The following is a 21,810-nucleotide window of genomic DNA, read 5'->3' on the forward strand; positions in this document are numbered from 1 at the left end:
CTTCACTGCTTGCTAAGTCTACGCATTTGGATAAACGATCACCTTTAAGCTGCCCTGCTTATTATGAATAGCTCTTTCAAGCGCATCTTGCGTTTGTTCAAGTGAATAGCGGTCGGTTACTAATGCCAGTGAGTCAATACTGCCCGAAGACAAAAACTTGACGCCATCCGGATAAGTGTTTGCATACCGGAACACGCCGTACACATCTATTTCATTGTCCGCCATAAATGGGACATTAAGCGCAATCTCATCCTGTGCCGGAAGACCGACAATGACAAGCTTGCCGCCGCGGCGAAGACTATGCAGAGCGGTTTGCAGCGCTCTTGGGTTTCCGGCAGTCTCCCATGCCGCATCCACGCCAATGCCGCCAGTCAGTTCCGCAATTTTTTGCAGCGCATCTTCATGACGGACATTTATTGTATGGGTTGCCCCAATTCGTATCGCCGCCTCAAGCCTGTTATCCTCCAAATCTGTCACAATAATCTGACTGGCTCCGAAGCATTTGGCTGCAGCAACGGCCATTAATCCTACCGGACCCATCCCCATAATCGCCACGACGGAGCCAGGCTGCAGCTGGCAGCGCTTCGCTGCATGGATGCCTACAGAGAACGGCTCAATTAGCGCCGCTTCCTCAAAACTGAGCTCATCCGGTATGGGAAACACCATATCCTGACGCATCGCCATATACTGAACAAATGCGCCGTCTACAGGCGGAGTAGCTAGAAATTGCACATCCGGGCAAAGATTATATCTTCCTTGCTTGCAATAAAAGCATTGACCGCAAGTAATACCAGGCTCCACTGCAACGCGATCGCCTACAGCAACTGATGTTACCTGTTCTCCAACTGCTGCAATTACTCCCGAGCATTCATGCCCTAAAATAATGGGCTTTTCCACCACAAAACGTCCAATCCTGCCATGCTCATAATAATGCAGATCTGAGCCGCATACTCCGACAGCCATTACTTTAATCAATACCTCATCTGCCTTAATTTGCGGCAGCTCCCGCTCCTCGAGTACAATTTGACCGGGCTTAGTCATAACCGCTGCCTTCATTGCAGCTGGCAATTGAATTGTCATGCTTGCTTCTCCTCTTTTCCTATTATTTAATCAGCTCGGTAGGATTTAATCCTGTATATTTTTTAAATATCGTGCTGAAATAAGGAACATTTTTATAACCGACTCGTTCCGCCACCTCATAAACAAGCATATTGCGGTCAAGCAGCAGTTCCCTCGCCTTTTCCATTCTTACTTTCGTTAAATAATTATTAAAGGTTTCCCCTGTAATATTTTTGAAAATGATAGATAAGTGGTTTCTTGATATAAATACTTTATCCGCCAAATCGCCCAGCGTCAGTTCTTCCCCATAGTGCTGATCCATATAATCGGTCATAAAATTAACAATTTGCTTATGCTTGCTGTTCCCCTTCCACGCCCGGCTGCCGCAAATATAAGCGATTTTATCAGAAAGCCATTGACCTAGCTCTTGCGGGGATTTCAATTGATCGATTTCTTCAAATATTTGCTCAGCTGAAAACAGCTCATCCAAAGTTATTCCAATTTCATATAGACAGTAAGCAAATATCCCCCACAGCTCCCCGGCAATCATTTGAACGATTTCGTCAGATATGCCAGGCTGCTCTTCCAGCTGCTTCACATACTGCGCAACAAGCTGTTCTGCTTTTGTCTGCTGGGTAGCTTTCATTGCGGATGCGAGCTCGTAGTAAAATTTGACTGGACGTATTTCAAAGCGTTTGCTTTCGCCTGCGACAGGATTGAATTGGAACAGATCCATCGCGGGCTCAACCCGCTTCTCTCTATGTTCAATAGCTCTAAAGGCTTCCTCGGTAGAATCAGCTATTTCAGTCCATGATTCCTTTAACCCGCCGATTCCAACATGAATGGTCAGCTTCAAATATTGCTTGACGCACAAAATCAATTCCTTGCCCAGCATGTACAGTTTAGAAGCCAGCTGTTCTGGCTCAAAGCTTTTTTCCAGGTGAAGCAGCAAAACTGCCCTTGCGCCGTGTAATTCCGTATACTCATGCAGCGAAAAAGATTGTACAGCAAGCTCGCATGCAATATTCCCAATTGCATAACGAAGCAAATTCCAATCAGCCGGTGTATATTGCCCTGCTCGAATATCCTTAACGACATGAATACCGATAACAATATGCTTTGTATTATGCCAGTAGGCATAGGCATCAGGCATATGCCTGTTATTTTCCTCCAGCCTGTAATCAAGCGTCCCGGCAGCAACAGACTTCACCCATTCTCGTTCAATAAAAGGCTCATAAATCGACCATCTGTGCTCCAGCTCATATTGCCGGATCCTTTTTTCTTCCTCATCCGCGAGCTCTGCAATCATTTTCCCCAGCAGCTCCTTCAAGGTCGGCACACTAATCGGTTTAGATACATAATCACTAATGCCATGACGCAAAGCTTGCCTTGCATGCTCAAAGTCAGAGTAGCCGCTCAAAATAATTATTTTTCCGCCATAACCTTCCTCACGCAGCTGTTGAATCATTTCGATGCCGTTCATAACAGGCATATAAATATCAGTAATGACGATATCTGGCTGCTCTGCACGAATCAATGCAAGACCGTCCGCGCCATTAAGCGCTTCGCCTGCCCATTCCGCATTCAGCTCCTCCCATGGGATAACCCGTTTCATCCCTTGAAGCACTTGCCTTTCATCATCGATAATCGCGATTTTCCACATTTTAATTCCTCCCATAAGCTTCAACTGCTTAGTGCGTTTCTTACTCCTTTGGGGGTTTTATTAACATAGGCAAAGTGATCGTTACGATTGTGCCGCCTTCTTTGCGCTCGCTCAAACTAACATTATATTCGGTGCCAAAATAACCTGCGATTCTTTCCTTTACGTTGCGAATACCATATCCGCCTGTTCGACGATTCGGTTTATACTGAGGCATTGCATTCAAGCCGTGGCCATCATCTTCTATAAGCATAACAAGTCGTTCGCCTTCCGCCTGCATGCGGATTGATATATGGCCTGTGCTTTTAGCGTTAAAACCATGAACAATACTGTTTTCTACAAAAGGCTGCAAGGTTAGCTTGGGGATAAAGAGCTTGCGAATGGACGCGGGTACACTAATCTCGTATTCAAGCCCTTCACCCCAGCGAAGCTGCTGTATTTCGAGATACGCCTCTATATGCTTAAGCTCATCCTCTATCGGTATAAATGCCGCGCCATTCGACAGTCCAATTCTGAACATACGGCCCATCAACTCTAATATTCGGCTAATTTCATCCTGTCCAGCTTCTATGGCCATCCAATTCAACTGATCAAGCGTGTTGTATAAAAAATGGGGATTAATATTAGCTTGAAGCGCTTCAATTTCCGCTTTTCGCTGCTGCTCGTATCGCTGCTGTAAAGATTCATACAACGCTTCGATCCTTTCATTTTGCCTGCGATATCCTGCAAATAAATAGCCAAACTCGTTGCGATAATCCATGGGCAAAGCAACATTGTTACCGCCGACGGAATACACTTCCATCGCATGCTTGAGCTGCTTGATCGGCTTTGTAAACTGCCTGCTAATATAATGAGTCATCAGTAAAGTCACAAGTAAAGCGCCTGCGCCAACGAGCGCTATAACTTGTAGCATTTTATTCATGCTGCTGGCGGTAATGTTTTTGACGGGAGTAATTTCTACAAATGTCCATCTAGAATCTGCTTGCTTTGAATAAACGAGCAAGGCATCGCCAAGTGCCGAGCTGCTTGCGGTTCTGACATAGCTGGACTGCCCAAGCTCTTCATTAAACCAGGTGCTCAGCTCAATATGCTCAGGAGCCTGTCCGATTTTCAAAAAAGTTGTGCCTTGCTTGTCGATCATAGCCCGATTCGTATCCGGAGAATTGCCGGATAGAAGTGTTCTTATATGCTCAGCCTTCACATGCAAGACCAGCATGCCTAAGTAATTATCGTTGTATACGATTTTTCGAGCAAAGCTTAGAACAGGCACCTCTCCTTGGAAACTGACAATGCTGTGCTCCCCGATCCATGAAAAATCATTATTAACTAGCAGCTGCATCCATTCTTCCTGTTCCAGCTCATCGCGATCCTTGAATTGAATATAACTTTTGGCATCCCCCTTTAGCGGATCATCCATATAAAGATCAATGCCTTGAATCAGCGGGATAGAATACGTTAAATTCGCTAGTGCTCGTTCTACATTCAGCTTGCTTACATAATGATCAAATTGATCACGCTTTTGGCTAAGAAAAGAGACAAGCTCCTGATCTCTGGATGTCGATAATGAAATTTGCTCAATCGTCGTCAGTCTGGTCGTTATTTCATTATTAAGAACATCTAACAATCTTTGCTGGTATTGGAACGTAGTTTTCAGCAATTCCTTAGACGAGCTATTATAGCTGGCCCATGCGCAAACGATAATAACAATGGAAATAATAATGGCAAAGCTGCGAAAAAATAAATGCTCGATACGAAACTTTTTAAATGGATTAGTCAAGCTGAGCATGCTCCTTCTCTATAAAAATAAAGATGCAAGAAACGGTAAAGCGCTAACCTGAGGTTAATACTTTACCGTTTTTTCTGCTTTCAAGCATGTATACTTGCAATCGCTTATTATATTAGCCCTTTATGCCAGTTGTTGCAATTCCTTCGACAAAATACTTTTGCAGGAACATGAATACGATCGTGGCAGGCATAATAGATACTAACGACATAGCCAATAACTGCCCCCATTGCTGGCCGGATTGCGAATCATTAATCATGCGCAGCGCCAGTCCTACCGTATATTTGTCAACTGAATTGATGTACAGCAAATGACCAAGGAAATCATCCCAATTCCATAGGAAGCAAAAGATCATAACCGTAACTATAGCCGGCTTAGTCAGTGGCATAACAACTCTCCAGTAGATGCCGAACCAGGAGCATCCATCTATTTTCGCCGACTCATCAAGCTCTCTAGGTATCCCTTTAATAAATTGAATGAGTAAAAAGACGAAAAACGTGCCACCGGCTCCCGTTGCCAGCAAATGCGGAACAATAAAAGGCAAATACGTATTAACCCAGCCAAGCTGATGGAACATCGCGTACTGCGGTATAATCAACACTTGGCCTGGAAGCATTAACGTAACCATTAGCAAGGAAAACCACATTTTTTTAAGCGGAAAATCCAGTCTAGCAAAACCGAATGCAACCAAGCTACAGGAAAGCAGCGTTACGACCAAAACCGCAAATTCCAGCCAAAGCGTATTGGCATAAAACGTAGTAAAGGTTTGTCCAGGAACAGATTTCCAGCCTTCAACAAAATTGCTCCACTGCGGCACTTTAGGAAATAGATTGGGCGAGCTTAGCTCTTCATTGGATTTTAGAGAAGCTCCTACCCACCAGATAACCGGATATACCATAATCAAACTAAATACCGTCATGAATAGGTGGCGCAAAATATGGTTAGATTTTAGTTTCATTTTCGCTTCTTGCCTCCTGACTCACTTTCGTAAAATACCCAATATTTCGATGTTCCTGCAATAATTGCTGCAAACACGACAATCATCAATAGCATAATCCAGGCTAATGCAGAGGAATAACCAAGCTGATAACGGCTAAATGCACGCTCGTACAAGTAAAGCGCATAAACATATGTTGAATTCATCGGTCCGCCCTGAGTAATAACAAATGCAGCCGTAAACATTTGAAACGCATTAATAATACCCATAATTAAATTAAAATAAAGCGAAGGCGAAAGCATAGGCAGTGTAATATTGAAAAATTGGCGCATTTTGCCCGCTCCATCTACATCGGAAGCTTCATACAGATCTTTCGGAATTTGCTTCAGACCTGCGAGAAAAATAACCATCGAGGAGCCAAACTGCCAAGTTGTAAGCAATATGAGCATCCAAATTGCTGTATCCGGGCTCGTAATCCAGCCCATCCCTTTAATTCCAAACATGGCCAGAATTTTATTAAAAAGCCCGTCGACTCCAAAAATATTGCTCCAAAGCAAGGAAACCGCAATGCTGCCTCCGATAAGCGACGGAAAGTAAATAGCCGTACGATAGGCTGAAATACCGCGAATCGCTTTGTTCAAAGCAAGTGCTACCAGTAAAGCTGCTATCAGCTTAAGCGGCACAGAGGCTATAACATATAGAAATGTTACTTTTACTGAAGTTACAAACTTACTGTCGGCAGTGAAAATGTGTTTGTAATTCTCAAAGCCTACCCAGCTGATCGGCTCCATTAACGTATAATCCGTAAAAGAATAGTAAAGAGATAGGAGCATCGGGTACGCGGTCAATCCTATAAATCCGATTAGCCATGGCGCAATAAACAAATATCCCGCTATGGGCGCATCCCACCTGCTTAGAAACGAACGTCGTTTCTTTTTGCCTAGAATAGCATCGCTATCGGCAACAGTAATTCGATCCATGTAGGTCACCTCTGTCATGTTCTTGTTCTATACTTAATTATAAAGAGTTTGGGCCAAGCGCTACATAAGAGTAATAATCGAATTCCTTTAAAAAATAATGATTTACTATCTGTCTCTAAACTCTCCCTATCAGCTAAATACATTTCGTGTATCTAATTTTCCGGTTTAAACCAGTTTTCTTATAGTTAAATACATTTCCTGCATCTAGTTCTTGCAAAAATTGCTCGATTCCAATAAATAAGCGATTCTAAGTGCATGCTTTCCCTTTAGATTGGGTATTTGGCAAAAAAGCAGCAAACTAACAACAGGAAATGCATTTAGCAAATAGTGGCCTTCATCATCTCGATAAATTGAATAAACAGCAGTCGGAAAATCTTTCGGCAGCTCAGCAAGCACATTATATATTCATCTAAGCCAACGCAAAAAAGCCACCCACTGTCATTCATGACTTTGGGCGGCTTTGCTGCGTTGTTTTTATTTCTCGTATGCTTCTGCTGCAGCTTTTAGCTCATCGAATGCTTTTTCTGGTGTAATTTTATTAAAGCTCAGCATATCGCGAACTAACGGCCAATCTTTATCGATAAAGTTTGTCCATCCTTTAGTGCCTGGCTTCCAAGTTTGACCATCAACCTCAGTAGCATGAAGAAGCTCAAGACCTACTTTATCCACATCGCTCATCGATGCTTCCAATGCGGAAGCAATTTCTTTATTTACAGGAAGACCGCGAGCTGTTTTAAGCAATTGACCCGCTTCAGGATCATTCACGAACCAGTTAACGAATTTTTTCGCTTCTTCTGCCTTTTTGGAGTTGGAAGATACGGCAAAGTACATGGAAGGCTTCAACCAGCCGCCAGCTTCAACCTCGCGAGGCATAGTTACAAGTGCGTATGCATCATTTTTCAAGCTGTTCCAAGCGCCGAAATTGTTAGAAAAGCTAAGTCTGAAAATGACTTTTCCGTTTACCATCAAGTCCATGTTCGGATCAAATTCTTTATCGGATGTATTGACATCAGCCGGCGGTACGATTCCCGCTTTGCGCAATTGTTCAAATTTAGTCGTCCATTCAATAAAGCTGTCTTTGTCTACATTGAATTTTCCGTCTTCGCTAACAACCATGCCTTTACCGCGTGCATATTGGAATGCGCTGTATGCGAAGTAATCGCCTGCATAGTCTTTTGTGAAGTATTGGCCTTCCGGCAGCTTAGCGCCGGCTTCCTCTGCAAGAGCAAAGAAATCATCCCACGTCCAGCCATTTTGCGGACTGGCTACGCCTAGCTTCTCAAGGGCAGCTTTGTCGTAAATCATGCCATAAGCAACAGAACCTAGCGGTACAGCATATTGCTTGCCTTCAAGCTGTCCGCCGCTTAAAACCTTTTCATCGATTTTAGACAAATCCACTTCCGGCGAAAGCTCGGTCAGCTGATTACGGCCAATCCAATCTGATACCCAGCCCGGATCGAGCTGAACGACATCCGGCGCATTTTTAGCAGCAGCTTGTGTGGAAAGCTTGTCCAAATAACCATCCATGCCAGAAAATTCAGGTTCAAATGTTACATGAGGATTTTTTTGCGTGTATAGATCAAGTGCAGCAAGCGTTGCTTCATGCCGCTCTTGCGATCCCCACCACATTATTCTTAGCTTTACCTGCTCATTGCCCGCAGCAGGCGCGGATGCACTTGGCTCCGTATTACTGTTTTTATTGCCTCCACCGCCGCCCGAACATGCAACAAGAGAGCCAACCAGAGCCGTTGCAAGTACGATGCCTAGAGAACGCTTCCATCTTCTCATCAATGTCTACCCCCATCAAGTATTATGATTTGCTTTACAACTTTATATTAGCAAGCTCATTTCGTTCTTTATATAAGAGAGATGTACGAAATCTTTTAAATTAATCTGATTTAATTAGTATATTAAATATTTGCTAACTTTCAAATTAAACTTGTCATTAATAAAATATTTCATTGCCAATAGGGATAATTTTCTATTTTCGAAGATTTTATCCCTGACAATCATTTCCTTATTATCCTATACTATACTCAATGAGCACGCTTACAACATAAAACTATAAATAAAATCCCAATTTCTACATTATAACTGTATATAAGCTTACTAAGTTTATATAAATATTTGAGAAAGGAGACTATTGAATAGACACAACCTAATCACTTTCATCTTTAATTCACCAAGATGAACTTACTAAAATTTAGTAGGAGGATGTAATTAATGACCTTGATTCAATTTTCACGTCAATTTATGCTTCGTACTTTGCTGACCATCGGACTGCTTTTATTGTTATTTCTTGCGCTTTCTGCCTTCTCACAAAAAGCTTCTGCACACGGTTATGTGGACTCTCCAGCAAGCCGGGCGATACAATGCAAATCAGGCGTTAACAAAGACTGCGGACAAATCGTATATGAGCCGCAAAGCCTGGAAGCGCCGAAAGGCTTCCCCGCTGCCGGCCCTGCAGACGGAAAAATTGCAAGTGCTGCTGGTGCATTTCCGAAGCTCGATGAACAATCCAGCACACGCTGGAGCAAAGTCTCGATTACCCCAGGCACAAAAACCATAACTTGGAAATTTACTGCAAACCACGCTACCAGCAAGTTTCACTACTATATAACGAAGCCTGATTGGGATCCAAACAAACCCCTTACGCGCGATCAACTGGATCTGACTCCTTTCTGTACGCTTGAATACGAGGGCAATAAGCCTCCCGCTGCATTATCCCATGATTGTGAAGTTCCTGTTAGAACAGGCTATCATATTATTTTAGCAGTTTGGGATGTAGCAGATACTGCGAATGCTTTTTATAACGTAATCGATGTTGATTTTGGCAATGGTGAGGCAGATAACGAAGCTCCTTCAGCTCCAGATGGTTTAACCGTTTCTAATATTAGTTCAACAACCGCCGCACTTGCATGGAATGCTTCATCAGACAATGTAGGTGTAGCCGGATATTATGTCTATTCAGGCAATTCACGAATTGCAACAGTTACGGATACGGATTATACGGTAAACGGATTAACCGCTGAAACAAGCTACGCCTTCTCTGTAAGAGCGTTCGACGCGGCAGGCAACGTATCTGCTCCAAGCAACGTAATTACCGTTACGACTGCAGCTGCTCCAGCAGCATATCCGGAATGGAGCTCATCAACCGTGTATGTTGGCGGAAATATCATAACGTACAATGGCTTAAACTATGAAGCAAAATGGTGGACATTGGGCGAAATTCCTGGTAAAGCTGATGTTTGGAAGCTAATTCCTTAAACAAAATTTCTACTCAATTAATTGGTTCTCCCTGCGCTATCTCGTAGCAGCTTTGGTTGCTACGAGATAGCTTTTTTTAGCGATAAATTACTTCTATCTATTCGAAAACTTATTCAAATTAAAGATATCAATAAATAGTGATATACTTCCATTAATCGGAATTAAGGAGGGATTGCTTTGGAAGCAGCAGCAATATCCAATCGTTTTATAACTTTCGCCGAAAGAGAATGCAAGGGATCAAGCAGCTTGTATGAACATCTTTCCAGAAAAATTGCCAACGACGATGAATTGCTTCAATTAGCCTCCAATTTTAGAGACGGGCAGCCCGTACCGAATCTTTTCTTCGGAGCAGTTCATTATTTATTATTAAAAGAAAATAAGCATGAGCTAAAAGAGTATTATCGCAGCATTGTAAATAAACCGAAGGCTGCTGGAACAGCGTTCCCATACTTCAAAGATTTCTGCCAAACAAATAAACATGAGATCATCCAGCTATTAAAAAATAAACTTGTGCAAACAAACGAAGTTAGACGCTGCTCTTATCTATATCCGGCATTTTGTTATATTTACGAGAAAACAAACATGCCTTTAGCATTAATTGAAATTGGCACTAGTGCGGGATTACAGCTCCTTTGGGACAAATGCGGTTACTTTTACAATTCCGGTAATGAAATTTACGGAAATAATCTCGCTCAACTGATAATCGAATCAAAATTTGATGAAACCGGACTCCCGTTTCTTCTAAAAGAAAGTCCGCCAGTCAATACGAGGATCGGATTAGATCTGCACGTTAATGATCTCAACAACGCTGATGACTACCTTTGGTTGAAATCGTTAATCTGGCCAGAGCATACTGAGCGCTTTGCTACTTTTGAAAAAGCTTGCCATCGTTTAAAACAACAATCTTTAAAGTTAATTGAAGGCAATGGCGTGAAGCTGCTCACTGAAATGGCTTCAACTATCCCCCGCGACTCTGTGCTTTGTGTGTTTCACACACATGTAGCTAATCAAATGCCAGAAGATGATAAATACGAGTTAATAGAACATATTAAAAAACTTGGTGATGAAAGAGCTATTTTCCATCTATACAATAATATGTGGGATTCAGGGCAGCTCCATCTTGATTACTATTTGAATGGCAAGGAATATAAGGAAACGCTCGCCGAAACAGATGGGCATGGCGGATGGTTTAAGTGGATACTTTAAAATTATGGAAAAAAAGGTTATTTTCTAAAAATTACACTGGACAAATCTTGGTATACACTTTGCAACGATGACAAACCACTTTGATTTGTGGAAGTACCGACCCATTCTGTATGAATTTTCATATACAATTGTGTTTTTCGGGGCGTTTCAGCGTATTGTATATGAAATTTCATATACATTGAGACGTTTGGAGGGGACGCCGAACCATTCTGTATGAATTTTCATATACAATTGTGTTTTTTCGGGCATTTCAGCGTATTGTATATGAAATTTCATATACATTGAGACGTTTCGAGGGGACGCCGAACCATTCTGTATGAATTTTCATATACAATTGTGTTTTTCAGGGCGTTTCAGCGTATTGTATATGAAATTTCATATACAATGAGACGTTTGGAGGTGCTGCCGAACCATTCTGTATGAATTTTCATATACAATTGTGTTTTTTCGGGCATTTCAGCGTATTGTATATGAAATTTCATATACATTGAGACGTTTCGAGGTGCACGGACACGCATAGGGTTGTAGAGTTTCGTTATAAGAGAAAATTGGCTATTTTCGTTGAAATAACGCTTTCGGTTTCGTCAGAAAAGTACTTTTTCAACAGTCTGACAAAATACAGTTAGTTTCCTCGAGCACTTGTCCATTCTCATTTCAACAGCCTGAAACTTAAACATAGTTCTAAGTCAGTAAAAAAATGCTTACAAACGCTGCTTCCAGCGTTCATAAGCATCTAAGCTAATTTTATTTAACTATTACAAAGGAGCAAGCTTTACTGTTTCCTTCGTTTTCAACTGTTCTATCATTGCATGCCATGCTTCTGGCTTGTTCGGCAGGGCTTCATAATAACCGGTCAAAAAGGAAACGATCAATAGCGCCGGTAATTCCGACAGCTCTTCATTTTGTGGCAGAAAGCATAAATCCAGCTCAGAAACAGCAGCGCCCTCATGATCCCATGACGGATGCACGTAAGTCAGCTCAAGCCGTTTGTAGCCCATATGAGACAGCACTTCGCGGCGTACAATCGGATTCATCGGAGAAACGCCGCCAAATGAATGAATGCCTGCGCGATACGGGTCATAAATTTCAGCAAACATTCCTAAAGAAACGGTTCCGGAGTCTTTCATAATTTGCTCCAGATGCTGCTCACGATTGCGCATCAAGAAACGTCCAATGCCCATTGAAGCTTTGCCAATGATCGTAAAATCTGTCATGGCTACGCGCAGCTCTTTGTAGTATCTATATTCTGTAGCGCCAACGACTTCCTCACCGTCCAGGGCAGCATACACATAAATGGCCGGATCTTGGATCGGCTCTCTCCAAAGCTCATATTCCAGCACTTCCTCCGGCGGAAATATAGTTTGAAGCAGCTGATGGAAAGGCTTAAAGTAACGGTCGTCGATCGATGTAATACGATGATAAGTCAGCATGGACAGTTCCTCCTTCAAATAAATGGGTTGCGCCATTCCATTATAACGGCATGATTGTGGGATTCTTCATCCTCCAAGTATTGCTCAGCTATTGCAACAGGCATCCTCCCGCAGCGCAGCAGAAAAGTAATCACCGGATCCTTCCACTGCCCTTCCAGTACTTTCTCTATGTATTGCTCAGGAGTTGCATGTGCGGATTTGATCGCGTAGCCTGGCATACGCCCGCCGCCCATCAGTCTTTTCAACCCTAAATGGACTACAGTTTCATACATTGACTGCATAAGCCATTTGCCAATCCCTGACTTTCTAAAAGCGGGAGCAACGCAAATATCTACTACATAAAGGGTATCGCCGTTCGGATTATGGTTTTTAATATAACCATTATCTGTTATGTCTCTCCAGCTATGGGCATGGCCGTAATCGTCCAGCGAAACGATCAGTCCCGTCATTGAGCCGATAATGATGCCATCGACCTCCGCGCACAAAGCACCCTCAGGAAATCTAGTTACATGCTCAAGCAACTGCTCTTTACTCCACCAAAGCTCTTCCGGAAAAGGCGGAGGAAAGCTAAGCCGCTGAACATCAATTAACTGATCAAAATCGGCCGGCGTATAATTGCGAATCATCGCTTTTTGCGGCTTTTCATTTACGATCAAATAAATTTCCTTCTTCACTGCTCTCCCCCTCCCTCAGATGGATAGTTTACTTCCAATCACCGTACAAATCTATACGTCTATCGCGCCAGGTCATAACTGATCCATCTTTGCGCACTTGTTCCAAAAGCTCTAAATCCAAATCACCGACAACTAGCATGTCGTGATTCATTAAACCCTCGTTAATAATACCCGCTGGCGGGAAGGGAATATCATTCGGCGCAAGAATAGCAGCTTGCCCTACGTTAGCACGCATAAAATCAACCTGTCTAAGCGCTCCAACTGTTCCGGTTGTCACTATATAAATTTGGTTTTCGATCGTTCTGGCATGGCAGCAATAACGTACCCGATAAAAGCCCTGACGGTCATCAGTGCAAGATGGACAGAAGATAACGTCAGCCCCTTTTGCGCGGGCAATTCGTACAATCTCAGGAAATTCAATGTCATAGCAAGTCAGCATTGCAATCGTGCCAAATGGTGTTTCAATCACTTCAACACCTTCTCCGGCAGACATATTCCATTCAACCACTTCAGTTGGCGTTAAATGAATTTTGTGCTGGACATGCACCGTCCCGTCCGGCTGGAATAGATGCGCGCCATTGCGCAGCTTTCCGCCTTCCACCTCAACGACATGAGTGCCGCCGATAATGTACATATTATGTTCTTTAGCAAGCCTTTGAAAAAGCTCGATATATTGAGAAGTAAACGATGGCAGCTGGTCGATCTTTAGCGCATTGCCCTTTCCATCTCCTATAGACAGCAGCTGTGTCGTAAGAAATTCTGGAAACAGCAAAAACTGAACACCATACTCCGTAGCATTGCGTACATAATGTGTAACTTGAGCTTCAAACTGTGCAAAGGAGCTAATATCCTCCAAATGATACTGCACAGCCGCTGTACGGAATTTCATATCCTAAAGCCCCTTCCCATTAATTTTTTTGCTTGAATTGCAAAGTAATTGTTGTTCCGACGCTAGGCAGGCTGAAAACGTCAATTTTCCCCTCATGCAAATCTACAATGCGTTTGGCAATAGATAACCCTAAGCCCACACCGCCTGTCGCTCTGCTGCGGGCGCCATCCACACGATAAAAGCGCTCGAATAAATGCGGAATCTCCGACTCCGGAATGCCAACCCCTCTATCCTTCACTTCTATTTTGACAATACCGCGTGAAACAGCCATGGAGACGCTAATCGGCTCTTTGGAGTATTTAATCGCATTATCCAGCAAAATAACGAGCAGCTGGCGGATTTTATCCTTGTCCCCCTGCATGCGAACGGATTTGGATAGAGCTTTGACTCTTATTTGTCTTTGGAACGTCGTCTGCATCATCGTGGCTAGCTCATCTACCATCGTTACGACATCAAAGTTATCAATATTGAGCCAATCCTCCTGCTCTGCCTCGGCGAGCATCAGCATCGATTTAATAAGATTTTGCAATCTGACCGATTCATTGCTGATTGCTTCAATTGCCTCATTACGGAGATTTTCATCATCCTTCCCCCACCGTTTAAGCATGCCGGCATAGCTGCTTATTACCGTAAGCGGAGTTTTAAGCTCATGAGAGGCATCAGCCACAAATTGCTTTTGTCTCGCAAAGGTCCGGTCAAGCCGCTCAATCATTTGATTGAACGCTCTTACCAAATGCAGCAGCTCAGCGGATTCTTCCTTTGAATTAATGGTGATTTGCCGCAGCTTTCCGCTTCGGTCTATTTCGCGTATCGTGTTAACCATCTGCTGTATAGGCGAAGTCAATCTCGATGTGAACCAGTATGTACCAAAAATGGCAAATAAAATGGCTCCGCCGCTCGTTACGCTCAGTGCGGCTACAAGCACCTGCAAGTAATCATCCAGCTCATCCAAAATACGATTAACTTCTAACATGGCGGTTACTTTGCCATCCTCATGAATCGGCACGCGCATGTACAAAATGCGTTCGCCGCTTTTCATGACCATGCCGGTTGACATGCGCTCTTCAAACACAGCAGGCAATTCCAGCAAAATAGGATCAGAGCCGCTAATATTGACTACACGATTGTTAGGCAATATGATTCTGATCATTTCATTAATGTTATAGTATTCATTAAGCAGATCCGCGGAATTCAATCCGCGGCCGCTTTGAATACGAGGGTTTTCGAGCATGAGGTTCACTTTCGTTGAAATAACCTCCTGCTCGGTTTCAGTCGTAATTTTGATAACATAAAAGTAGACAAAAATATTAAAAAAAATGAGAATCAATATGAGCCAAAAAATCGTAAAAAGCGTAAACCGTTTACGAATCGTCATGCATCCGGCTCCTTAATCATATATCCTACACCGCGTACAGTGTGAATGAGCTTATGGCGATATCCCTTGTCCAGCTTTTGGCGCAAATATCGAATATATACATCAACCAAATTCGTTTCGCCGATAAAGTCATAGCCCCAAACCTCAGATAATATATCCTCTCTGGATTTCTCTTCATTCTTGTTTTCAACCAAATAAACAAGCAATTCAAATTCCCGAGGAGTCAGCTCGATCAGAATATCCTTGCGGAATACTTTTCTTGAACGCAGCTCAATTGTTAGATCTCCTAGCTTGATCGTATCCGAGCCTTCAGATTCACGGGGATGCTGCTGAAAAATACGCAAAATATTGCGGACCCTTGCAAGCAGCTCCTCCATAGCAAATGGTTTTGTTATATAATCATTAGCGCCATGCTCAAAGCCGCTTACCTTGTCCGGCACCGTATCTCTTGCAGTCAGCAATATAATAGGAACAGTGTTGCCGGCTTGTCTGACCAATCGCAGCACCTCTATCCCGCTCATCTCTGGAAGCATCACGTCGAGCAGCATTAGATGCCATTCTTCGTTGGTGGCCATTTCATAGCCTGTGCGTCCATCGGCAGCAACACCGACAATATAGCCTTCATGCTCCAATTCGAGCTGTAGTACTCGAGCAATTCCTGTTTCATCCTCTACGACTAATACACGTTCGTTCATGGGAAAGCTCACCTTCTTTTTATACAGATTGTTCATCTAGCCATTATGCTAGTTAATTTCATCATAATGAAGCTAAATTCTAATTGCAAGCGCCCCACGATTTGCAAATATTTCCCTGTAGCTTTAAATATTGATTCAGCTTATTACTTATTCATGGACCATTGCTCTACATCCCATGTTTTTGTAACCCAATCCTCGTAGAAGTCAGGTTCATGAGAGACGAGCACGACAGTTCCTTTATATTCCATTAATGCCCGCTTCAGCTCTGCCTTCGCAACGACATCCAAGTGGTTCGTAGGCTCATCGAATAAAATCCAGTTGCTCTCGCGCATCATTAGCTTGCACAGTCTGACCTTTGCCTGCTCGCCGCCGCTAAGCATATTAAGCGAACGTGTAATATGCTCATTTTTCAAACCACAGCGCGCAAGTGCAGCGCGAACCTCATGCTGATTCAAAAAGGAGAATTCGTTCCAAACATCGTCAAGCGGCGTTAAGGATGGCGCTTTTGCTTCCTGCTCAAAATAGGCTGGATTTAAAAAATCCCCTTGATAAGTTTCGCCTTCAATCGGCCGAATCACGCCAAGTATCGTTTTCAGCAGCGTCGATTTCCCTACACCGTTGCAGCCGACTATTGCAATTTTATCGCCTCGTTCAATCAGCATATTCATACTTGGAAGCAATGGACGGTCATAGCCGATGACCATATTTTTCGCTTCAAAAACTGTCTTTCCGCTAGTGCGTGACTCTTTGAACGAGAACGTAGGCTTAGCAGCCTCCTCCGGCCGATCAATCCGTTCAAGGCGATCCAGCTGCTTCTCGCGGCTCTTCGCTCTGCCGGAAGTCGAATATCTGGCTTTATTGCGTTGTATGAAATCCTCCTGCTTTTTAATAAATTCCTGCTGCTTCTCATACGCGTCAATATGTTGGTTTTTATTAATATCCGCCATTTCCAAAAACTTATCATAATTGGCAGAATAGCGTGTCAGTTTGGCAAATTCAAGATGGTAAATAACATTTACAACCTCGTTCATAAAGCCCGTTTCATGAGAAATGAGTATAAAGGCGTACGGATATGATTTCAAATAGTTCGTCAGCCATGATATATGCTCTTCATCCAAGTAGTTGGTCGGCTCATCCAGCAGCAGCACGGTCGGCTTTTCAAGCAGCAGCTTTGCCAGCAATACTTTGGTGCGCTGACCGCCGCTTAACGCAGCAACATCACGATCCAGCCCGATGGCATTAAGGCCAAGGCCATTGGCCATTTCCTCAACCTTCACATCAAGCATATAGAAATCGCCTATTTCAAGCTCCTCCTGGATCTCTCCCATTCGTATGAGCAATTGATCCAACGTGTCTGCATCCGCTTCAGCCATTTGCCCCGCTATATCGTTAAGTTCAGCTTCAAGCTGCAGCATGGGAAGAAATGCATCCTTAAGCACATCTCTAATCGTCTTGCCCGCTTCCAACTTCGTATGCTGGTCCAAATAGCCATAGCGAATGCGAGGCGTCCACTCTACCTTGCCGTCGTCCTTCAGCAGACTGCCAGTCAGAATACTCATTAATGTCGATTTGCCTGTACCATTAGCACCGACCAGACCTACATGCTCTCCGGCAAGCAGACGGAAGGATACGTTTTTGAATAAAACCCGATCGCCAAATGTATGTGATAAATTTTCAACCGTTAATAAACTCATCTAAATTAGCTCCATTCCAGCAAAAATTAAAGCTCACCTGTCATAGACGGACAGGATGCCCGTACTATTGTATCATATCCTTATATTCTTTGTATCCATTTCCTTTAGCAGCTTAGACAAAATTGGCCTAAAAGACACATGCAGCATTTTCCGGAGAATACCATTATCGGTAAGCATAGAAAATGACCACATCGTCTGCAACAGCTCACGCGCTGGCAGCAAAGGCACAGCTGCAGCGGGCTTGATTGGAAAGTATGACAGCCATTCCTCCTCATGCCTGAACCGTTCCATCTTATTAGCTATCCAAAAGAATGAATCCTTCCCTCTTTTTTCACTTGCTTTGTCAAATGCTTCAACTTTGCTCTGCGACCATTTTGCCATAAACGGATCGGCTACGACTATAATGTAGTTCGCATGATCTACCCAGTATTGCCATACCTCATCCATTTGCCGGGCAGAAAAGTCCATTATCATCATGTGATTATGCTTCTGCGCATTAAGCCGTACATGAAGCTGCTCATGCAGCTCCTCGCTCATTTGCTGCAAACTTTGATCGTACACATCCATCCTCTCAGCTTTAACATAATAATCAATAGACAGGGCTGTGCTGCGCATATGATAAAATCTCGAATGTTTGTCTTTTTGTGATAATAGCTTCACTGCTGGCAACAGCTTTTCCCACTCAGGGCTGCCGTCATGGAATTCAGCAGCAGCTACGGAAGCCCCGCTTCTTCCAAGCAATTCAGCAAGCGCTAGTGTAAGTAGCGTAGAGCCTGCTCCGTTGTATAAGGAAAATACGCCTATTGTAAGCCCATGACTCGAAAATGCCGGCCATATAGGCGCTTGCTCATGCAGATGGCTCAATTGGCTGAGCTGCAGCAGTTTTGCCTCGACTTCCCGCATTGAGAAGTAGCGATTCGCTGGATTATGCTCCAGCATCATACTAAGCATCTCGACAAAACCGCGAGGTGCGCCCTTTCTTCGAAGCAAGAACTTATTACGCTGTAAGCCATTTTGCTGCTGGTTGTAAGCTGTGCCTTCCCACAGGCAATATAACAATGCACCAAGCCCATAAATATCTGTTTTTACATCCGATTGTAAATCTCCGCCAAATTGCTCCGGAGCTGCAAAGCCATAAGTGCCCAGTTTTACAGTATCTTCGTGCAAGCCGAATTTAAAATAACGGGATATCCCAAAATCGATGAGCGTCACTTTTCCCTGATGATTAAGCAGCACATTGGATGGCTTTAAGTCGCGATGTATAATCGGGATTGGCTGCTCATGCAAATAAATGAGTGCGGATACGAGCTGCATACTTATATGAAGCAGCTGATCAAGCGGAAAGATATGATTTTCTCGAAGCATCTGTGCGAGCGATTTACCCTCAACAAAGCTCATTACCATCATTTCAGGATTTGCTCCAGTTGAAGCATAGTAATCATATATTGTTGGAAGTGATGGATGTTCCAATTGCAGCAGCAGCTTTACTTCTATGGTTAGATTCAGTGTGTCGCTCGGCTTGCTATGAAAAATTTTAATCGCCCTGGCGCTGCCATGCAATCTTAAATCTGATGCTTCATACACGCTGCCCATTCCTCCTGAGCCTATTTTTCTGCGAATCTTATAGCGCTTCTCAATCACTGTTCCTTGTTCCAAATACAATTCCACTTTAGCTTCCTCCTTTATTAAGCATTCATAGCTTTGCAAAAACTATTAAACAAGGATAAACAGCTCTACCGTCCTTTGGACAGTGGCGTTTAACGATGAAATATAAAAACAGATATAAGGCTACAAGAACTTACTCTTTCTTATATTGAAAAAAGCACCCTAAGCTTACTGCTAGCATGCAGTATGCTTAGGGTGCTTCCCTAATGATGTTCATTATTTTTTATGCTTTAAACAAAGTGTAATTTCCTCACGATTATGGAAAAGCTGCTTAGCTTTTATAAGCTCGAACTTTTGCTGAAGCCGTTCGATCACTTCTCTAATCGTTTGCAAAGGCTTTTTATGCATTAGCTTAATCGTAATAACAGCAATAGCATCATCGGCCAGCGCATATTCTAAATCAAGCACTAGCTTGCTCATAAGCATCGGGCTCCAGCTCATATCGCATACAAGCAGGTCGTAATGATTTTTTTGCAGCTTTACATCAGATGCATTCTGCTTGTAGTGAATGAGCCCAGGATGATTTGATAGCGATTCATGCATATTGGCAGGATCAATAGCGGTAACCGACAATCCTCTTTCCAGCAGCAGCGACGTCCAGCCGCCTGGCGCAGCACCTACATCTAACGCATTGCGATATTGCTCATAATGAAGCCCAAACGTTCTTTCCGCCTCAAGCAGCTTGAATTTGGCGCGAGAAACTTGATTTTCTTCGCGCTGAAAACGAACTGCTCCGCCAGGCCAATCCGACAGCATTTGTTCAGGTGTTGCGAACCCTGCGTATAGCTGGGTCGCTCCAGCATAAATGGCGATAATAATTTCTGGCTGTTGAACTACCGGCTGGGAATCAATATCTTCTAGAACAGCATCGATAACAGCTTTTGTATCTGCGGTGGAGTATGTATACGGGCTGCCAGACGCTTTTCGCACATGAACAGCTGTATCTTTGTTTTCAAACGATAGTCTTGCATTGCGGACCATTTCGGCCAACGCTTCAAGGTCGTCTGTACTTCCCGTTATTGCAATTGTACGATCTACCGGCTGAATATGTCTTAAAAAAATCGGTTCATGCTCCAAAACAAGCTCAAGCAGCGCCTCTCTTTCAAGAGGGCTGTTCATCATAAACACTTCACTAGCCGCTAGCTGCGTGAAGCTTGCGCCAGGTATGAGCCGGCGCAGCTCTTCCATCGCATAATTTGCATAGTGCTGATTAGCAGTTCCTATCCATTGATTCACAGTCCGAGCCTCTTTCATTCATAAAATAAAGATTAGTTCTGATGCAGCATAGCTATTTTGGACAATAAAGAATGCGGTATAGCGCTGCCAAACAAGCTAGTCGATGCAGGAATATTTTTGCTCAGCAGCTCATGCATCTGCAGCCGTCCAGCTATGCTGGAAGTATGCAAAAATATTTGCTGAGGATATTTGCCTGTATGAACAAGATGGCGAACCACCTCTATACCAGAAGGCTCTCCCCAGCCAAGATCATAGTCCAAGGATAAAATATCAATTGCATATTCATCAATCAACAGCTTGCATTCTTCTGCATTTTTGGCTAGCACAAAGCCTTTGGGGCACACTCTGAAATCATCCAAATAGACATGTATCAACCTTGCTCCTCCATCCCGGAAGAATGATGAAGCAAATGCTCATCATCCTACTCTTTTTGACATTTGCTGCATAAGAAGCTTTTTTTTCTGCCTATAAGCTTTTTAATAATAGGCGATCCGCAGCGAGAGCAGCTCTCGCCATCCTTGCCGTAAACCTGCAGGCGAGCATAATAGCCTCCTGTGGCCTCATCTTCCTCATGCAGCGGATTTTGCTCAATACCGCCTAATTGGATCGCTTCCTTGAGTACGGCCCTTATTTCTGCAAACAGCTTTTCCCAGTCAGACTCGGTAAGCTCGGAGAGCTTAATAGCAGGCGATAATTCGCTGCGAAAAGCTATCTCGTCCGCATAAACATTGCCGATTCCAGCAAGCAATGCTTCATCGGTAAGCGCTGTTTTCAAGGAGCTGCGCTTACGGGCAAACCGTTCTTTAAACTGCCGAACAGTCAAATGGCGGTCTAACGGATCGCCGCCCAAAGGAGCATATTTTTTCTCAGCTTCTCGAACGGTTAACAGTTCGATGTCACTCGCTTCAAGACCATAAAACGCCAGTTTGTTATCGCCAAAATAAATCGATAGCGCTGCCTTATCCTTTTCTTTGGCGTCAGCGCCTTTGCTCACGTACATTCGAGCGTCGTCCGTCCAAGAAAAGCATAGGCGCTTGCCATTATCCAAATGGAATAAAAAATTGCTTCCGCGTCTCTCTACAAACCACAACGATGCGGAAACTACTTCCTTTGCAAAGGATTCTGCATGAGCGCTTTTCATTTTTTTATCTTTGCATTCGATATGTGTAATTCTGCTTCCGGCAAATTGCTCGGCCAAAAATGCGCGTTGTATTTCTAATTCAGGTAATTCATGCATATTGCTGAAATTCCCTCCTGTTT

At 43.4% G+C, this 21,810-nt stretch carries 18 protein-coding genes; 2 read left to right on the forward strand and 16 right to left on the reverse strand.

Features of this window, described 5'->3' with window-relative positions:
• Positions 1 to 18: 18 nt before the first annotated feature.
• The 6 genes from V1L65_RS12965 to V1L65_RS12990 all read right to left on the reverse strand — a co-directional run bounded on the left by V1L65_RS12965 (position 19) and on the right by V1L65_RS12990 (position 8,207).
• Positions 19 to 1,080 (reverse strand): NAD(P)-dependent alcohol dehydrogenase, encoded by a 1,062-nt coding sequence (locus tag V1L65_RS12965; protein WP_331699579.1) that lies wholly within the window; start codon positions 1,078 to 1,080, stop codon positions 19 to 21.
• Between the two features lie 22 nt (positions 1,081 to 1,102).
• On the reverse strand, positions 1,103 to 2,722 hold the full coding sequence (locus V1L65_RS12970) for a response regulator transcription factor (RefSeq protein ID WP_331699580.1): 1,620 nt from the start codon (positions 2,720 to 2,722) through the stop codon (positions 1,103 to 1,105).
• A 40-nt stretch (positions 2,723 to 2,762) separates the two neighbouring features.
• Entirely contained in the window at positions 2,763 to 4,496 is a 1,734-nt protein-coding gene (locus V1L65_RS12975) for a sensor histidine kinase (protein WP_442955694.1), read from the reverse strand.
• A gap of 121 nt (positions 4,497 to 4,617) precedes the next feature.
• Positions 4,618 to 5,460, reverse strand: coding sequence for a carbohydrate ABC transporter permease (locus V1L65_RS12980; protein ID WP_331699582.1), 843 nt, complete (start codon positions 5,458 to 5,460; stop codon positions 4,618 to 4,620).
• On the reverse strand, positions 5,457 to 6,419 hold the full coding sequence (locus V1L65_RS12985) for a carbohydrate ABC transporter permease (RefSeq protein ID WP_331699583.1): 963 nt from the start codon (positions 6,417 to 6,419) through the stop codon (positions 5,457 to 5,459). The genes V1L65_RS12980 and V1L65_RS12985 overlap by 4 nt, the downstream gene beginning before the upstream one ends.
• 474 nt (positions 6,420 to 6,893) lie before the next feature.
• Positions 6,894 to 8,207, reverse strand: coding sequence for an ABC transporter substrate-binding protein (locus V1L65_RS12990; RefSeq protein ID WP_331699584.1), 1,314 nt, complete (start codon positions 8,205 to 8,207; stop codon positions 6,894 to 6,896).
• A 435-nt stretch (positions 8,208 to 8,642) separates the two neighbouring features.
• On the opposite strand from V1L65_RS12990, the gene V1L65_RS12995 reads away from it, so the two are divergent.
• Entirely contained in the window at positions 8,643 to 9,686 is a 1,044-nt protein-coding gene (locus V1L65_RS12995; protein WP_331699585.1) for a lytic polysaccharide monooxygenase, read from the forward strand.
• A 177-nt stretch (positions 9,687 to 9,863) separates the two neighbouring features.
• The gene (locus V1L65_RS13000; RefSeq protein ID WP_331699586.1) at positions 9,864 to 10,892 is read left to right on the forward strand and encodes a DUF2332 domain-containing protein; all 1,029 of its coding nucleotides are present in this window, start codon (positions 9,864 to 9,866) and stop codon (positions 10,890 to 10,892) included.
• A gap of 755 nt (positions 10,893 to 11,647) precedes the next feature.
• Here the strand turns inward: V1L65_RS13000 and V1L65_RS13005 are convergent.
• The 10 genes from V1L65_RS13005 to V1L65_RS13050 all read right to left on the reverse strand — a co-directional run bounded on the left by V1L65_RS13005 (position 11,648) and on the right by V1L65_RS13050 (position 21,787).
• Positions 11,648 to 12,319, reverse strand: a complete 672-nt coding sequence (locus V1L65_RS13005) for a GNAT family N-acetyltransferase (RefSeq protein ID WP_331699634.1) — start codon at positions 12,317 to 12,319, stop codon at positions 11,648 to 11,650.
• A gap of 17 nt (positions 12,320 to 12,336) precedes the next feature.
• A complete protein-coding gene (locus tag V1L65_RS13010; RefSeq protein WP_442955696.1) occupies positions 12,337 to 12,948 on the reverse strand; it encodes a GNAT family N-acetyltransferase in 612 nt (203 codons plus the stop codon).
• A 76-nt stretch (positions 12,949 to 13,024) separates the two neighbouring features.
• The gene (locus V1L65_RS13015) at positions 13,025 to 13,885 is read right to left on the reverse strand and encodes a carbon-nitrogen hydrolase family protein (RefSeq protein WP_331699588.1); all 861 of its coding nucleotides are present in this window, start codon (positions 13,883 to 13,885) and stop codon (positions 13,025 to 13,027) included.
• A 19-nt stretch (positions 13,886 to 13,904) separates the two neighbouring features.
• Positions 13,905 to 15,260, reverse strand: coding sequence for a sensor histidine kinase (locus tag V1L65_RS13020; protein ID WP_331699589.1), 1,356 nt, complete (start codon positions 15,258 to 15,260; stop codon positions 13,905 to 13,907).
• The gene (locus V1L65_RS13025) at positions 15,257 to 15,955 is read right to left on the reverse strand and encodes a response regulator transcription factor (protein WP_331699590.1); all 699 of its coding nucleotides are present in this window, start codon (positions 15,953 to 15,955) and stop codon (positions 15,257 to 15,259) included. The genes V1L65_RS13020 and V1L65_RS13025 overlap by 4 nt, the downstream gene beginning before the upstream one ends.
• Before the next feature lie 143 nt (positions 15,956 to 16,098).
• Positions 16,099 to 17,649, reverse strand: coding sequence for an ABC-F family ATP-binding cassette domain-containing protein (locus V1L65_RS13030; protein ID WP_331699591.1), 1,551 nt, complete (start codon positions 17,647 to 17,649; stop codon positions 16,099 to 16,101).
• 72 nt (positions 17,650 to 17,721) lie between these two features.
• Complete coding sequence (locus tag V1L65_RS13035) at positions 17,722 to 19,317, reverse strand: serine/threonine protein kinase (RefSeq protein ID WP_331699592.1); 1,596 nt, start codon at positions 19,315 to 19,317, stop codon at positions 17,722 to 17,724.
• A 213-nt stretch (positions 19,318 to 19,530) separates the two neighbouring features.
• Positions 19,531 to 20,550 carry an SAM-dependent methyltransferase gene (locus V1L65_RS13040; protein ID WP_331699593.1) on the reverse strand — a complete coding sequence of 340 codons (1,020 nt, stop codon included), beginning with the start codon at positions 20,548 to 20,550 and terminating at the stop codon, positions 19,531 to 19,533.
• A 32-nt stretch (positions 20,551 to 20,582) separates the two neighbouring features.
• Positions 20,583 to 20,924, reverse strand: coding sequence for a cyclic-phosphate processing receiver domain-containing protein (locus tag V1L65_RS13045; RefSeq protein ID WP_331699594.1), 342 nt, complete (start codon positions 20,922 to 20,924; stop codon positions 20,583 to 20,585).
• Between the two features lie 47 nt (positions 20,925 to 20,971).
• Positions 20,972 to 21,787: an Fpg/Nei family DNA glycosylase gene (locus tag V1L65_RS13050; protein WP_331699595.1), complete on the reverse strand. Its 816-nt coding sequence runs from the start codon at positions 21,785 to 21,787 to the stop codon at positions 20,972 to 20,974.
• Between the last annotated feature and the right edge of the window lie 23 nt (positions 21,788 to 21,810).

The sequence above is a fragment of the Paenibacillus sp. IITD108 genome (genome assembly GCF_036541265.1).
Lineage (GTDB): Bacteria > Bacillota > Bacilli > Paenibacillales > Paenibacillaceae > Pristimantibacillus.

Coding starts and splice junctions, on each gene's coding strand:
- V1L65_RS13015 (WP_331699588.1), bottom strand. CDS start 13,885: ATGAAATTCCGTACAGCGGCTGTGCAGTATCATTTGGAGGATATTAGC.
- V1L65_RS12990 (WP_331699584.1), bottom strand. CDS start 8,207: ATGAGAAGATGGAAGCGTTCTCTAGGCATCGTACTTGCAACGGCTCTG.
- V1L65_RS13025 (WP_331699590.1), bottom strand. CDS start 15,955: ATGAACGAACGTGTATTAGTCGTAGAGGATGAAACAGGAATTGCTCGA.
- V1L65_RS12995 (WP_331699585.1), top strand. CDS start 8,643: ATGACCTTGATTCAATTTTCACGTCAATTTATGCTTCGTACTTTGCTG.
- V1L65_RS12965 (WP_331699579.1), bottom strand. CDS start 1,080: ATGACAATTCAATTGCCAGCTGCAATGAAGGCAGCGGTTATGACTAAG.
- V1L65_RS13030 (WP_331699591.1), bottom strand. CDS start 17,649: ATGAGTTTATTAACGGTTGAAAATTTATCACATACATTTGGCGATCGG.
- V1L65_RS13050 (WP_331699595.1), bottom strand. CDS start 21,787: ATGCATGAATTACCTGAATTAGAAATACAACGCGCATTTTTGGCCGAG.
- V1L65_RS13020 (WP_331699589.1), bottom strand. CDS start 15,260: ATGACGATTCGTAAACGGTTTACGCTTTTTACGATTTTTTGGCTCATA.
- V1L65_RS12985 (WP_331699583.1), bottom strand. CDS start 6,419: ATGGATCGAATTACTGTTGCCGATAGCGATGCTATTCTAGGCAAAAAG.
- V1L65_RS12980 (WP_331699582.1), bottom strand. CDS start 5,460: ATGAAACTAAAATCTAACCATATTTTGCGCCACCTATTCATGACGGTA.
- V1L65_RS12970 (WP_331699580.1), bottom strand. CDS start 2,722: ATGTGGAAAATCGCGATTATCGATGATGAAAGGCAAGTGCTTCAAGGG.
- V1L65_RS13010 (WP_442955696.1), bottom strand. CDS start 12,948: ATGATTCGCAATTATACGCCGGCCGATTTTGATCAGTTAATTGATGTT.